The organism is Microbulbifer litoralis (assembly GCF_023634065.1).
In the GTDB taxonomy this organism is placed as follows: domain Bacteria; phylum Pseudomonadota; class Gammaproteobacteria; order Pseudomonadales; family Cellvibrionaceae; genus Microbulbifer; species Microbulbifer litoralis.
The window spans coordinates 57,409-72,099 of the sequence record NZ_JALKCV010000019.1; the positions used below are offsets into that span (position 1 = coordinate 57,409).

The following is a 14,691-nucleotide window of genomic DNA, read 5'->3' on the forward strand; positions in this document are numbered from 1 at the left end:
GCGGGCCCGCAACGGTTACCAGATAACGACGCGCTCGTCTTCCGGCAGGTACATGTCGTCGCCTTCCTTCACGTCAAACGCTTTGTAGAAAGCGTCGACATTCGGCAGTACGCCCAGTACCCGGTACCTGGCCGGAGAGTGGGGATCGGTCTTCATCTTGGTGCTCAGGGCCTCGTCGCGGATCTTGCCGCGCCACACCTGGGCCCAGCCCATGAACAGGCGCTGGTTGCCGGTAAAGCCGTCGATCACCGGCGACTCCTCACCGTCCAGGGACATCTGGTAGGCCTTGTAGGCGATGCCCAGGCCGGACAGGTCGCCGATGTTTTCGCCCAGGGTCAGCTCGCCGTTGATGTGTTCGTCCGGCAGCGGTTCGAAGGCGTTGTACTGCGCCACCAGCCTGCCGGTGAGCTGCTCGAAGTTCTCCCGGTCGGAGTCGGTCCACCAGTTGTTCAGGTAGCCCTTGCCGTCGTACTTGCTGCCCTTGTCGTCGAAACCGTGGCCGATCTCATGGCCGATCACGCCGCCGATACCGCCGTAGTTGACCGCATCGTCCGCCTCCATATTGAAGAACGGCGGTTGCAGGATCGCGGCCGGGAACACGATCTCGTTCATCGGCGGGTTGTAGTAGGCGTTCACCGTCTGCGGGTTCATGTGCCATTCGTTGCGGTTGAGCGGCTGGCCCAGCTTGCCGCGCTCGTAGTCGGTTTCAAACCGGTGCGATGCCAGCACATTGCCCACCAGGTCGTCGCCACTGACTTCCAGGGCGCTGTAGTCGCGCCACTCGTCGGGGTAGCCGATCTTGGTGGTGAAGTTGGCCAGCTTGGTCAGGGCCTCCTTCTTGGTGTCCTCGCTCATCCAGGTGAGCGACTGGATGGAGTCTTTGTAGGCGGCTTTCAGGTTGTCCACCAGTTCCACCATGCGCGCCTTGGCTTCCGGCGGGAAGTGCTTGGCCACATAGCGTTTGCCCACCAGCTCGCCGGCGGAGCCATTGACGAATTTCACCGCGCGCTTCCAGCGCGGTTCCATTTCCTCGACGCCCTGGATCTGTGTGCCGTAGAAGTCGAACTGTGCCTGCGCCAGCTCGCCGTGCATGTAGGGCGCCATCGAGGTCAGCAGCTTGACCTTCAGGTAGCGCTTCCAGGTGGACAGGTCGGTATCGGCGATGATCTGGTTGGCAGCGGCGAGATAATCCGGCTGGCCGGCGATCACCTCTTCGACGCCCTCCATTTTTGCCGCCGGCAGGTACTCATCCCAGTTGATGGCCGGCAGCATGGCTTCCAGCTCCGCCAGGGATTTCTTGTTGTAGGTCTTGTCCGGGTCGCGGTTGTCGACGCGGGACCACTGGGGTTCGGCGAGGCTCTCCTCCAGCTTGTAGACGGTGTCGGCCATGGCTTCGGCGCCGTCCAGGCCCGCCAGTTGCTGGATTCTGACCAGGTAGTTGCGGTAGGCCTGCTGCAGTTTCTTGCCCTTGTCGCTGTCGTCGGAGTAGTAGTCGCGGTCCGGCAGGCCCAGGCCGGATTGCCAGAAGTAGGCGATATAGGACTCCACATCCTTGGCGTCCTGGTTGATGAAGATGCCGAAGGGCGCGTCGTAGCCGATGGCGTCGGCGTAGGCGAAGTAGCGGGACAGGTCGTCGCGGTTCTCGATCGCGTCGATCTTCGCCAGTTCGCCGTCCAGGGCGGCCAGGCCGCGTTTCTCGATCTGCTTCTCGTCCATGAAGCTGTTGTACAGGGCGCCGATCTTCTCGGCATCGGCGCTGTCGGCGTGCTTGCCGGCTTCCATGATCAGGGCCTTGACCTGCTCGGTGCTGCGGTCGCGCAGCAGGTCGAAGGCGCCCCAGCGGGACTTGTCGGACGGGATTTCGGTCTCCGCCATCCAGGTGCCGTTGACGTAGCCGAAGAAGTCGTCCTGCGGGCGGACCTCGGTGTTCATGGCGCTGAGGTCGATCCCGGAGCCGAGCTCCGACTGCGCGGCGGGCTGCACCGCGGCGGCCTGGGCGGAATCGGCGGCCTGCGCGCTGGCCTGATCGGCGGGCGCCTCCGATTTGGAGCAGCCGGCCACCAGGCCGGCGATGGCGACAGAAAGCAGTAATTTGTTCATTTCGGGCCTTTATCTCGAAGTTTTAGGCGGAATATTCCCGTCGGATATTACGTCGCGGGAGTGCGGGCGGGCAACCTGGCCTGCGGTGGGGGGCCGGCGATGGTCGGTCAGTGGGGAAATGCAGATGAATGCTGCGGGTCGGGGGGCAGGTGAAAAGCCCCGCGCGGGGCGGGGCTCTCAGTCAGTATGCGCCGGGTCAGTCCGACAGGCGGAAAGTGATGGGTACCGTGAACTGGAAGTCTTCCTTGATCAGCTGCCGCGGCGCCGACGGGAAGGGGCTGGCGTCCTCCACGGCTTCGCGGGCCGCGCGGTTCAGGGTGGCGTAGCGGGAATCCTGTACCGTCTGGATGTCCCGCACCTTGCCCTGCCGGTCGATGGTCACGTTCAGGCGCACGCTGCCCTCCTGGCCGCGCTCCTGGGCGCGCTGCGGATAGCGGATGTAGCCGTAGGTGTGGCGCAGCAGCTGCGAGTGGTAGAGCTGGCGCGCCAGGATCAGGTCGGCGGTCAGGGGGGCTTCCTCCTCTTCCTCCTCCTCTTCTACCTCCTGCGGTGGCGGGGTGCGCTTGGCGACGGTTTTGGCCGGCTCGGGCTTGGGCTTGCTCGGTTTGGGCGCGACCTTCTTCGCCGCGGCAGCCGGCTTGTCCAGCGAGGCCAGGGTCGGCGGTGGCACCGCGGCGCCGGCCAGTTCCGGCTTCTCGACCTCCGGCTTGTCCACATCGGGCTTGGCGGCGGCGGTCTCTTCCTTCGCCGGTTCTTCGTCGGCCTCGTCGGAGCGGGCCTCGATCTGGTCGCTCACCTGGGCGATGCGCTCGGCGCTCGGCTCCAGGGTTTCGTAGCGGCCCAGCATGGAGGAACTGACATCGCCGTTGGCCAGCAGGCCGTCGCGGTAATCTGACGACGGCGGTACCGGGCCGATCCAGGCGCGCAACAGGGTATTGAAGAATTCGCGGTCCTCTACCTGGCCCAGCGGAATACCGTTCAGGGCGACGCTGGTGGTGCCGGTGTCCGCGGCGAAGGCGACGCTCAGGTGATCGCCGCGGTAAAAGCGGCCACCGAACAGGTTGGCGAAGGTCACCATGTTGTCGGCCTGCCGGGTGAGCAGGTCGCCGGAGTTGTTGATGGCGATGCCTTCCATCCACTGGTTGCGGAAGCGGCGTGCGGAAAGGCTGTCGGCAAGGATGCGCACTTCGAGGCGGCGCGGTGTATTGTTGTCGAGCAGGGCGTTGGAATTGTCTGTGAGGTTTTCGGAATAGACCGCAGCGATGTAACGGTCCTTGTTGAATTGTTGTTCGACGGCGAGTCCGTTCAACAACGGCGCAGCCTGAACGGACAACGCCGTCGCAAACGCCAAGAGAGCGGTGACGAGTTTTATCGGTTTCATTGTTCTGCGGTATCTTTGTTTCCGGATGGGGTGGATCCGGCGGATAAGACTTTGGCGCCCCCCTCCCCCGAGGTGCGCCGGCCAGATTAATTTTGCTTTTGGCACTATGGGCCAAATTAATCTGGACTCTGCCTAACTCTACTGTAACTGGAATGGAGTTCAACCCTGAAACAGGTAGAATGTCTCGTTTTATCGAATATGAATCCCGATGGGGAAGACAGGGATCACCCTGTCGATAAAATGCACTGGTTTGGTACTGCCTGGGCTGTTTCCATTATCATCTCTGCTCTGCCTCGCCAGTGGTGCCACCCCCGGGGCAGGTCAAATTCTCATAACTGTTAAGTATCGGATGGATATCAAACCTCTCAGCGATTATCCGCGGGACGCCGTGGATCGCCTCTTAAATGTCATTCATCTATTTCGTGATATTCGCGCAACCAGTGAATGGCAGTACGACGTGTTGTTGAAGCGCTCGCGGCTGGTCAGCCTGCAAGCGGGTGAGCAATTATTGAACGCGGGGGACGTGGATCAGTGGGTCTACTTCCTGCTGCGGGGCGAGCTGCATGTGCAGATGGATGCCGAAGCGAGTACATCGGCCCCCATCGCCGACCGGCCCCTGGCGGTGATCCGCCCGGGAGAGCTGTTCGGCGACCTGTCGATGCTGTTGGCGGAGCCGCGCAGTGCCACCGTTGTGGCCAGCTCCGGCAGCCGCGATACCCAGGTACTGGGCGTGGACTGCACCCTGTTCAGCGACCTGGATGACTTTTCCCTGCTGCACCTGCCCACAAAACTGGTGTTCTACCGCAACATGGTCCACTCGCTGCGCTGGAAACTGGAGGTCTACCGCTCCAAATACCCGCAGCACCAACTGGCGGACAGCCACCGCAAACTGAAACTCTACACCGGTCCCAAGAACTGCCGCGGTGAGCTGGTGGCGCTGTCGGAGCAGGCCCGGGACCTGGCGCGCATCCTGCTGAGCTGGAATGCCGAGTTCGGCAGCGGCGAACTGATGGACGACGAATCGGATATGTCGGATTTCCTCGAGTCCATGTTGTCCTGATTTTTTTGAACAGGCGGGCCGGCAGGAATGCCGGAACGCCGCCATCCCTCCCGGCGCCAGGTCGAAAGTCGTTCGTCTCTAGTGGTCCATGCGGAAAGTTGTGTAACTGTTCGCGTCGCCAAAGCGTCCAGCTCTGCGTTGAGAAAGCTTGAAATAGAACCACTATTCCTGCGCTTTCTCGCCTTGATCTGAACACTTTGGCTGTGCTCCTTAGTCACCAAACTTTCCGCATGGACCACTAGCGGTGCGAATCGCCCGGCCGCTGTCATCCTGGCGCAATCCCGTTATTTGAAAATTGCCCCCGCCCTGCAACACTTGTGAATTTCACAATCCGGTAGTGAATGGGCCTGCGCCGGGGTGTGCACTGCAGCTAAAATTCCCCCCTCGCCGGCATACGCCCCCGGCATTGCCCTCCACAAAATGCAGAGGTTCTGACCCGCATGAATGTTTTCGCATCCCTGTGGCGGCAGCGCAATTATCGCGTGGCCACCATTGTTGCCCTGTTGGCCCTGGCCTGGCTGGCCAGCGGCCTGTTGATTGCCCCACCGGACCCGGAGGAAGCGGCGCCGGCGGCCGATAGCGATTCCGGCGACGAGACCCTGCGGGTGCGCGCCCGCACCATTGAGGCCAGCCCCTATACCCGCCGCGCGCTGGTCAATGCCCACACCGAGGCCAACCGCAGCGTGCGCCTGCGGGCGGAGCAGGATGGCGCCATCGTCGCGCTGCCAGTGGCCGAGGGCCGGGCCGTGCGCGAGGGCGATGTGATCTGCGAAATCGACGCCGAGGACCGCCCCGAGCAACTGGAGCGGGCCCGCGCGGCGCTGCACAAGGCGGAACTGGATTACGAGGGCAGCCAGCGCCTGAAGAGCAGGGGCCTGCAGTCGGACACCGCCATGGCGGAACGGGAGCTGGCCCTGGCCGACGCCCGCGCGGAATTCAAGCGCGCCCGGGTGGCGGTGGAAAAGCTCAGGATCCGCGCGCCCTTCGATGGCGTGGTCAACCGCCGCCACGTGGAGCTGGGGGATTTCATTCGCCGCGGCGAAGAGTGCGCGACGTTGCTGGACCTGGATCCGCTGCTGGTGGTGGGCGAGGTCTCGGAGACCCGCGTGGGCAGGTTGACCCTCGGCGGCCCCGCCAGCGCCGAGTTGCAACAGGGACAGCGGGTGACCGGCAGCCTGCGCTATATCAGCCAGCAGGCCAGCGATACCACCCGCGCCTATCGGGTGGAAGTGGCGGTGGACAACCCGCGCGGTGAACTGCGCGCTGGTATCAGCGGCCGCCTGGCGCTGCTCACCGGCGAGGTGATGGCACACCGGATCAACTCCTCGCTGCTGACGCTGGACGACCGCGGCGAACTGGGTGTGCGCATCCTCGATGGCGACAACCGCGTGCAGTTTGCCAATGTGGCACTGATTGGCGACGGCGATGCCGGCGTCTGGGTCAGCGGCCTGCCGCAGAAGGTCAGGCTGATTACCGTGGGGCAGGAGTATGTCACCGCCGGCGACATCGTGGCGGTGGAAATGGAGCGCCGCGGGCCCGGCCTGCCGGCGCCGGACGATGCAGCGGCGCAGCCGGCGCTGGAAAAGGTGCGGCTGCCCGGCGAGGACGGTGTGCAATGAAACTGCTCGACAGCGCAATCAATCGCTCGCGCAGCACCATCAGTCTGATGGTGCTGGTGCTGCTGATCGGCCTGGCGGCGCGCGCCGGCATGACGGTGGAGTCCAGCCCCGAGGTCAACCCGCCGTTCGTGATCGTGCAGGTGACACACGAGGGGATTTCGCCGGAGGACGGTGTGCGCCTGCTGGTGCGGCCGCTGGAACAGGAGGTGCGCGCCATCGAGGGCGTGGAAGAGGTGATCTCCACCGCGCGCGAGTCGCTGGTCTACCTGGTGATCGAGTTCGATTCCGCCATGGCTATCGACGACGCGCTGGACGAAGTGCGCAACGCCGTCGATCGCGCCAGGGCGGAGCTGCCGCAGGATGCAGATGAGCCGGTCGTCGAGGAGGCCTCGGCGCAGCCGTTCCCCGCCATTGTCGTGACCCTGGCCGGCGAGCGGGTGAGCGAGCGGGTGCTGCTGCACAGCGCGCGCCACCTGAAGCGCAAGATCGAAAACCTGGGCCAGGTGTTGTCCGCCGACCTGAACGGCAACCGCGAGGAGGTGGTGGAGGCCACCATCGAGCCGGTGCGCCTGGAACACTACGGCGTCACCAGCGGGGAACTGATCCGCGCGGTACTGAACAACAACCTGCTGATCCCGGCCGGCGAACTGGACACCAGTCGCGGCCGCTTCTCGGTCAAGGTGCCGGGGCTGATCGAAACGGCGCAGGATGTCTACACGATTCCGCTGAAAAGTTCCGACACCGGTGTCGTCACGCTCGGCGATGTCACCGATATCCGCCGCACCTTCAAGGATGCCTCCAGTTACACCAGCGTCAACGGCCGCCCGGCGCTGGCGATCAATGTGGAAAAGCGCAGCGACGCCAGCTCGGTGGAGCTGGCCGACGCGGTGCGCGCGATTGTCGACGCCGAGCGACCCGCGCTGCCGCGTGGCGTCGAGATCAATTACGTCTTCGACCAGTCGGATTTCGCGCGGGACATGGTCAGCGAAATGCAGGGCAATATCCTCACGGCGATGCTGCTGGTGATGGTGATCGTGGTGGCGGCTCTGGGTTTCCGCTCCGGCATGCTGGTGGGCCTGGGGATTCCGTTCTCGCTGCTGTTCGGTTCCATCATCACCTGGTACCTGGGCTATTCGTTCAACTTCATGGTGATGTTCGGCATGCTGCTGGCGCTGGGTATGTTGATCGACGGCTCCATCGTGATCACCGAGTACGCCGACCGCAAAATGGCCGAGGGACTGTCCGCGCGGGTCGCCTACCTGCTGTCCGTGCGGCGCATGTTCTGGCCGGTGGTGGCTTCCACCGGCACCACCCTGGCCGCCTTCCTGCCGATCATGTTCTGGCCCGGGGTCGTGGGCGAATTCATGCGCTACCTGCCGGTAACGGTTTTCTCCGTGCTGGCCGGCTCGCTGCTTTACGCCCTGTTTTTCGCCCCGGTGCTGGGGGCGCTGTTCGGCAAGGGCGCCCTGGACTTGTCCACGCGCCAGTACCTGAAGCAGCTGGAGGCGGGCCGGCCCACGGGGCTGGGAGGCATTACCGGATACTACGCGCGCCTGCTGGAAGCCGTTGTACACCGGCCGCTGACATCGTTTGCGATCACCGTGGCGATATTGGTGGGCATCTTCATCGGCTTCGGCCGCTTCGGTGCCGGCGTCGAGTTTTTCACCGAAACCGAAGAGCAGTACGGCAACGTCGAGATCCGCGCGCAGGGCAACCTGTCGGTCGCGGAGAAAAAGGCGCTGGTGCGGGAAGTGGAGAAAGTGGTGCTGGCAGTGCCGGAAGTGCGCGTCGGCTACACCGCCATCGGTTCCGGCGGCCTGTCCGGCAACAGCGACCGGGCGCCGGACCAGATTGCCAATATGCTGGTGGAACTGTTGCCGGCCCGGCAGCGCGAGCGCAAGAGCCGGGAGATCTTTGCCGATATCCGCGCGCGCACCGCGGACTTCGCCGGTATCAAGGTCAGCGCCAATGTATTCGAGGGCGGCCCGCCAGTGGGCAAGGATATCGTGCTGGAGATGCGCGCGCAGGATTACGACACCCTGCTGGCGGAAACCTGGCGCCTGCAGCGGGCGTTGGAAAACGAATTCGACGGGTTGCGGGATATCGTCAATACGGCACCGCTGCCCGGCATCCAGTGGAAAGTGCAGGTGGACCGCGCCAAGGCCGCACTCTACGGCGCCGACCTGACCGAAGTCGGGCGCGCCGTCCAGCTGGTGACCAACGGTGTGCTGATGGCCGAGTACCGCCCGGACGATACCGATGAGGAAGTGGATATCCGCATTCGCTACCCGGAGCGGGTGCGCGGTATCACCGCGCTGGACCAGCTCAAGGTCAATACCGCCCGGGGCGCCGTGCCGGTGGGCAGTTTTGTCAGCACCGAGGCCAGGCCCAGGGTGGACAAGATCGAACGCATCGACGGCGTCACCCGCATGCAGGTCAAGGCCGATGTGGAGGAGGGCGTACTGGCTGACGACAAGGTGCGCGAGATCCGCGCCTGGCTGGAGAAAAATCCGGTGGCCGGCGGTGTGGAGCTGCTGTTCCGCGGTGCCGACGAGGAGCAGAACGAATCGCTGAGTTTTCTCGGTGTGGCCTTCCTGCTGTCGCTGTTCCTGATGTTCATCCTGCTGGTAACCCAGTTCAACAGCTTCTACCAGTCGCTGCTGATCCTCTCCTCGGTGGTGATGTCGACGCTCGGTGTGATGCTGGGGCTGCTGCTGACCCAGAGTACTTTCAGCGTGATCATGACCGGTGTGGGAATAGTGGCGCTGGCCGGCATCGTGGTGAACAACAATATCGTGTTGATCGATACCTACAACTACGTGCGAACGAGCGAGCCGGAACTCACCCGCGCAGCGGCGGCGGTAAAGGCGGCGGCACAACGCCTGCGGCCGGTGTTCCTGACCACCGCCACCACCATTCTCGGCCTGCTGCCGCTGGCGTTGGGGGTGAGCGTGGATATGGTCGGGCGCAATGTCGTGGTCGGCGGCGTGATCGCCTCTTTCTGGGTCAAGCTCGCCAGCGCCATCGTCTACGGCCTGACATTTTCCACGCTGCTGACCCTGATCGTGACCCCGGTGATGCTGGTGCTGCCGGCGCGGCTGCGGGAGCTGCCGTCCGCACTTATGCCGCCGCGCGTGCGCGGTGCGCAGTGGGGCGAGGACTGAGTTCCACTGGCAGCCTTTTGTCTTATGGTGCCCGCCCGTGATGCCTGTCTCATTTGCGACAGGTATTTTGTCACGCTAATTGAATTCTCTTCGGACGCTGACTCTAATGGCCCCGCCTTTATTTTGCACTTGGGGGAAAAATCGAATGAAAAACTATAAGAGTCTGGTGATCGCGAGCGTCTTTGGGGGCCTTTCCTGTGCTGCGGCGGCGCAGCCTGTGGGCAGTGTCGGCGCAGCCTACGAGAGCGCCTGGGGAGTCAGCGGCGAGTTCCTGAGTATCGATGCCGATATGGCCGCGGCCAATGGCATTGCCGACAGCGGCTTTGGGCTCGGTGTCAGCTACAGCGGTGAAAAGGGCCTGTTCAATTTCACCGCCGGGGCCAGTTTTTTCTTTATCGACGACGAGGACGAATTCAGTCAGCGGGTGGAAGACTGGAGCGGCGATGAATCGACGGAGGAGTCGTCGATCGATGCCGGTTCCCTGTATATCGATGCCGGGGTACTGTACCCGGTGAGTGAAGCGTTTTCCCTGGGGTTGAATGGCGGCTACCGCTATTTCGATATCGATCGCGGCATCACCAACTGTCGCGACTGCTACAGCGAGAGCGTGGGTGTGGAGAGCGACACCTACGTCAAGCCGTTTGCGCGTTTCGGCTTCAACGACAGCTGGTCCGGCACCCTGGCCTACTTCGCCTACAGCGGAGACAAGGGGGCGGAGAACTCGCTGCAGTTTGAGGTGAATGCCAGCTTCTGACACGCGCGGCTTCGCCCCGCCCATCGGGGCGAAGTCGTTATCAGCCGATCCCCCTTGCCATCATCGCCGCCGCCAGCAGGATACCGACGATTGCCGCCAGCTCGATATGCACGATGCGGCGCATCATTTTTACCTGTCGCTCGCTGACTTCCGGCAGGCGGTCCTGTTTCAGCGACTTGCGCCAGCGGATAAAACGTACGGTCGGGTAGATCGACAGCAGTGCCGCCAGCAGGAACAGCGTCAGCTTCGCGTGGAAGGCACCGTTTTGGAAATAGTAGGCCGCGCCTTTCTCGAAATAGAAAACCCGCAACAGGCCGACCACCAGCAGGGTACCGGCGGAAATTCCCAGTACCCGGTCGACGATCTGCAGCTTACGGGCGCTGGCCAGGGTCAGTTTCTGCCCCAGCAGCACCAGCTCCACCGCCAGGGCGGCGACCAGGGCGAAGGCGGTCAGGTGATGCAGGAAGGCGAACAGGGTGGGCATGGCGGTCTCCGTTGTTCTTGGAATCTTTCTTGTTGGCCGGGCAATCTACCACAGGTCGATGCCCGGTTTCGTGAATCCCGCAACGCGAATGCCGCGGCCGCGTCAGGCCGCCGGTTGCAGCTCCCCGCTCAGCGTCTCCACCAGTTGCTCCACCTGCCGCTGTGCCCGTTCGATCGACTGCCGGTGGCGCGCGTCCCCGAACTCCTGGTACTCGATGCGGATCTCGCGGAAATCCTCGACCCCCAGGTAGTGGCTCAGTGTGCGCAGATGCGGCCCCAGGTGGTTCATGGATTCGCGGATGCCGCCGGGCTCGAAACCGAATTCGCCGCAGGATGACAGTAGCACCAGCGTTTTGCCCGAGAACACCGGTTGCAGCGGGAAGTCGCCGCGCGCCAGGTCGAAGGTAAAAGTCCTGTTGACCCGCACCACCTGGTCGAACCAGGCCTTGAGGCTGGCGGGCATGCCGTAGTTGTACATCGGCGTGGAGACCAGAATCAGGTCCGCCCGGGCCACCTCGTCGATCAGCTGGTCCGACAGTGCTAGCAATGCCCGCTGTTGTGGGCTGCGGTCCTGCTCGGCAGTGAACACCGCGGCGATCCAGTCCTCACTGATAAACGCCGGCGGCGTGGCTCCCACATCCCGGTAGATGAACTCATCTGTCCTGTTGCGTTGCCGCCAGAGGGTCTCGAAGTGCTGTGACAACTGGCGTGACAGTGAGCGATAGTTCGTCACCTCGTGATCCACCCGGCGCGCACTGGTGTCGATTTTCAGTATCTTTCTCATGTTTAACTCCCGATCCGTGTGTCTTGACGGCTACTAATATGGTTGCCGAACACCGTGTTGACAAAGGATCGATATTCACCTATAGATGAGTTTTATTCATGCATTGGAGCGTCTGTGTACGAGCGGCTGGGCAGCCTGAACGGCATCCGGGTCTTCGAGGCCGCCGCGCGCCTGGGCAGTTTCAAGGCGGCGGCCGGAGAGCTGCACATCACGCCGACGGCGGTCTCCCACCAGATCCGCAACCTGGAACAGCGTCTGGATACGGCGCTGTTCGAACGCCACACCCGCGCCGTCTCGCTGACCGGGGCCGGCGCCCTGCTGGCGGATGCCGCGCGCCGGTCGCTGCAGACCCTGGCGGACGCCGTCGAGGAAATTGCCGGGCGGCCGGAGACCCTCACCATCAATACCACCAGCGCCTTCGCCACCCTGTGGCTGGTGCCGCGGCTGCCGGCGTTTTACCGCGCCTGCCCGGACCTGCGGGTGGTGGTGCAGTCCGACGAGCGCCCGGTGGACCTGGAACGGCAGCGGCAGGTGGATATCGCCATCCGCTACGGCGCTCCGCCGCCGCAGGAGGCCGGGGCCGAACCGCTGCTGCGGGAGACCTTCGGACTCTACGGCAGCGCCGCGTGCGTCGCCCGCGCGGCGCGGGGCGAGCCGGTACCGCTGTTTGAGACCCGCTGGCAGAACCGCGAGCTGCCGCCGGTGACGGCGGAACAGTGGCTGGCCCGTTTCGAGCCGGGAGAGCAAAGGGCGGAACGCTACCGTTATGACCAGGAACTGCAGGTGATCCAGGCGGCGCTGGCGGGGCAGGGCCTGGCGTTTGCCAGCGAGCTGCTGGTGGAGTCCGCGCTGCAAAATGGCTGGCTGCAGCCCTACCGGGAAGCGTGTCGCCTGCCGGGCTTCGGCTACTACCTGCTCACCGGCGGCCGGGGCGGGCGGCCGAAAATCGCGCGCTTTCGCGCCTGGCTGCGAGAGCTTCTGGGGCAGCTACCGGCCGCGGGTGGGAAGCCCCCCGATTGAAAGGCTCTTTGAACCGCTCGCGAATCGCCGCCATAATCCGCTCCTTCTGGACAGAATAACGAGACCGACGCTGTATGACCGACACCTCCGTCTACGAGGCCTCCGAGCGGCTGCCGCTGCAGGAGTACACCGAAAAGGCGTACCTGGATTACTCCATGTACGTGATTCTGGACCGCGCCCTGCCCAATATCGGCGACGGCCTGAAGCCGGTGCAGCGGCGTATCGTCTACGCCATGAGCGAGCTGGGGCTGAAGAACACGGCCAAGTACAAGAAGTCCGCGCGCACCGTCGGCGACGTGATCGGCAAGTATCACCCGCACGGTGACAGCGCCGTATACGAAGCCATGGTGCTGATGGCCCAGCCCTTCTCCTACCGCTATCCGCTGGTGGACGGCCAGGGCAACTGGGGCTCGCCGGACGACCCCAAATCCTTCGCCGCCATGCGTTACACCGAATCGCGCATGGGCAAGTACTCCGAGGTGCTGTTGTCCGAACTGGGGCAGGGGACCGTCGACTGGCAGCCGAACTTCGACGGCACCATGGACGAGCCGGCGGTGCTGCCGGCGCGGGTCCCCAACATACTGCTGAACGGCACCACCGGTATCGCCGTGGGTATGGCCACGGATATCCCGCCGCACAACCTGCGCGAAGTGGTCGACGCCACCGTGGCGCTGCTGGAAAACCCCAAGGCCACGGTGTCCGAGCTGTGCGAATATATCCAGGGGCCGGACATGCCCACCGAGGCGGAGATCATCACGCCTCGCGAGGACCTGCAGAAAATGTACGAGACGGGCCGCGGCTCGGTGAAGATGCGGGCCATCTGGAGCGAGGAGGACAGCGATATCGTCATCACCGCGCTGCCCTACCAGGCCAGCGGTTCCAAGGTGCTGGAACAGATCGCCGCGCAGATGCAGGCCAAGAAACTGCCGATGATCACCGACCTGCGCGATGAGTCCGACCACGAGAACCCGACGCGCCTGATCATCGTGCCCAAGAACAGGAAGGTGGATGCGGAGCAGGTCATGAACCACCTGTTCGCAACCACGGACCTGGAGAAGAGCTACCGTGTCAACCTGAACATGATCGGGATCGACGGCCGCCCACAGGTCAAGAGTCTCGACAAGATCCTGGGCGAGTGGCTCAGCTTCCGCACCGTCACCACCCGCCGCCGCCTGCAGTTCCGCCTCGACAAGGTGGAGAAACGTTTGCACCTGTTGGCGGGCCAGTTGATTGCCTTCCTCAATATCGATGAGGTCATCGAGATTATCCGCACCCACGACGAGCCCAAGAAAGCGCTGATGGAGCGCTTCGAGCTCACCGACGTGCAGGCGGAATATATCCTCGACACCAAGCTGCGCCAGCTGGCGCGCCTGGAGGAAATGAAAATCCGCGGCGAGCAGGCGGAGCTGGAGAAAGAGCGCGATACGCTGACCAAAACCCTGGACAGCGCGCGCCGCCTGAAAACCCTGATCAAGAAGGAGCTGCTGGCCGCCGCCAGGGAGTTCGGCGACGAGCGCCGCTCGCCGATCGTCGAGCGCGGCGAGGCCAAGGCCTTCAACGAGGCGGACCTGCTGTCCTCGGACCCGATTACCGTGGTGCTGTCGGACAAGGGCTGGATCCGTTCCGCCAAGGGCCACGAGATCGACCCGACCGCGCTGAACTACAAGGCCGGCGACGGCTTCAAGTTTGCCGCCCGCGGCAAGAGCAACCAGCCGGCGCTGTTGCTCGACAGTACCGGCCGCAGTTACGCCATCGCCTCCCACACGTTGCCGTCAGCCCGCGGCCAGGGCGACCCGCTCTCCGGCCGCATCAATCCGCCCTCCGGTGCCACCTTCGAGGGCCTGCTGATGGGCAACGACGAGGAGCGGGTGCTGCTGGCGTCCGACGCCGGTTACGGCTTTATCGCCAAGCTGTCCGACCTGCACTCGCGCAACAAGGCCGGCAAGGCGATGCTGACCCTGCCCAAGGGAGCGAAAGTGTTGCCGCCCTGCGAGATCGAAAATCCGGGGGAGGCACTGCTGGCCGCCGTGACCAGCGAGGGCCGCATGCTGGTGTTCCCGGTCTCCGAGCTGCCGGAACTGGCCAAGGGCAAAGGCAACAAGATCGTCAATATCCCGTCCGCACGCGCCGCCAGCCGCGAGGAAATCGTCGTGGGTGTGGCGGTGCTCGAGGGCAGGGCGCAACTGGTGATCCACGCCGGCAAGCGCCACACCAGGATCAAGATCTCGGAGATGGATCACTACCGCGGAGAGCGCGGTCGCCGGGGCAACAAGCTGCCGCGGGGCTTCCAGAAGGTGGACCGGATCGAGGTGGTCTGAAGACGGAA

At 64.0% G+C, this 14,691-nt stretch carries 10 protein-coding genes; 6 read left to right on the forward strand and 4 right to left on the reverse strand.

Annotated elements, in window-relative coordinates:
* Positions 1-15: 15 nt before the first annotated feature.
* Both MWN76_RS20035 and MWN76_RS20040 read right to left on the reverse strand, forming a co-directional pair.
* Positions 16-2,100 (reverse strand): M13 family metallopeptidase, encoded by a 2,085-nt coding sequence (locus MWN76_RS20035; RefSeq protein ID WP_250464813.1) that lies wholly within the window; start codon positions 2,098-2,100, stop codon positions 16-18.
* Positions 2,101-2,296: 196 nt separating this feature from the next.
* Entirely contained in the window at positions 2,297-3,481 is a 1,185-nt protein-coding gene (locus MWN76_RS20040) for a TonB family protein (protein WP_250464815.1), read from the reverse strand.
* A 349-nt stretch (positions 3,482-3,830) separates the two neighbouring features.
* Between MWN76_RS20040 and MWN76_RS20045 the strand changes: the two genes are divergently transcribed.
* From MWN76_RS20045 to MWN76_RS20060, 4 genes are all read left to right on the forward strand, one after another.
* Positions 3,831-4,541: a Crp/Fnr family transcriptional regulator gene (locus MWN76_RS20045; RefSeq protein WP_250464817.1), complete on the forward strand. Its 711-nt coding sequence runs from the start codon at positions 3,831-3,833 to the stop codon at positions 4,539-4,541.
* A 440-nt stretch (positions 4,542-4,981) separates the two neighbouring features.
* A complete protein-coding gene (locus tag MWN76_RS20050; RefSeq protein WP_250464819.1) occupies positions 4,982-6,160 on the forward strand; it encodes an efflux RND transporter periplasmic adaptor subunit in 1,179 nt (392 codons plus the stop codon).
* The gene (locus MWN76_RS20055) at positions 6,157-9,324 is read left to right on the forward strand and encodes an efflux RND transporter permease subunit (protein ID WP_250464821.1); all 3,168 of its coding nucleotides are present in this window, start codon (positions 6,157-6,159) and stop codon (positions 9,322-9,324) included. Before MWN76_RS20050 ends, MWN76_RS20055 begins: the two co-directional genes overlap by 4 nt.
* A gap of 145 nt (positions 9,325-9,469) precedes the next feature.
* On the forward strand, positions 9,470-10,078 hold the full coding sequence (locus MWN76_RS20060) for a hypothetical protein (protein ID WP_250464823.1): 609 nt from the start codon (positions 9,470-9,472) through the stop codon (positions 10,076-10,078).
* A 40-nt stretch (positions 10,079-10,118) separates the two neighbouring features.
* Here the strand turns inward: MWN76_RS20060 and MWN76_RS20065 are convergent, their stop codons facing one another.
* Both MWN76_RS20065 and MWN76_RS20070 read right to left on the reverse strand, forming a co-directional pair.
* Positions 10,119-10,562 carry a DUF2214 family protein gene (locus MWN76_RS20065; protein ID WP_250464825.1) on the reverse strand — a complete coding sequence of 148 codons (444 nt, stop codon included), beginning with the start codon at positions 10,560-10,562 and terminating at the stop codon, positions 10,119-10,121.
* 102 nt (positions 10,563-10,664) lie between these two features.
* The gene (locus MWN76_RS20070; RefSeq protein WP_250464827.1) at positions 10,665-11,345 is read right to left on the reverse strand and encodes an FMN-dependent NADH-azoreductase; all 681 of its coding nucleotides are present in this window, start codon (positions 11,343-11,345) and stop codon (positions 10,665-10,667) included.
* A 114-nt stretch (positions 11,346-11,459) separates the two neighbouring features.
* Here MWN76_RS20070 and MWN76_RS20075 point away from each other — a divergent pair, with 114 nt between their 5' ends.
* Together MWN76_RS20075 and parC are read left to right on the forward strand one after the other, a co-directional pair.
* On the forward strand, positions 11,460-12,365 hold the full coding sequence (locus MWN76_RS20075; protein WP_250464829.1) for a LysR substrate-binding domain-containing protein: 906 nt from the start codon (positions 11,460-11,462) through the stop codon (positions 12,363-12,365).
* Positions 12,366-12,439: 74 nt separating this feature from the next.
* Positions 12,440-14,683, forward strand: coding sequence for a DNA topoisomerase IV subunit A (gene parC, locus MWN76_RS20080; RefSeq protein ID WP_250464832.1), 2,244 nt, complete (start codon positions 12,440-12,442; stop codon positions 14,681-14,683).
* Positions 14,684-14,691 lie beyond the last annotated feature (8 nt).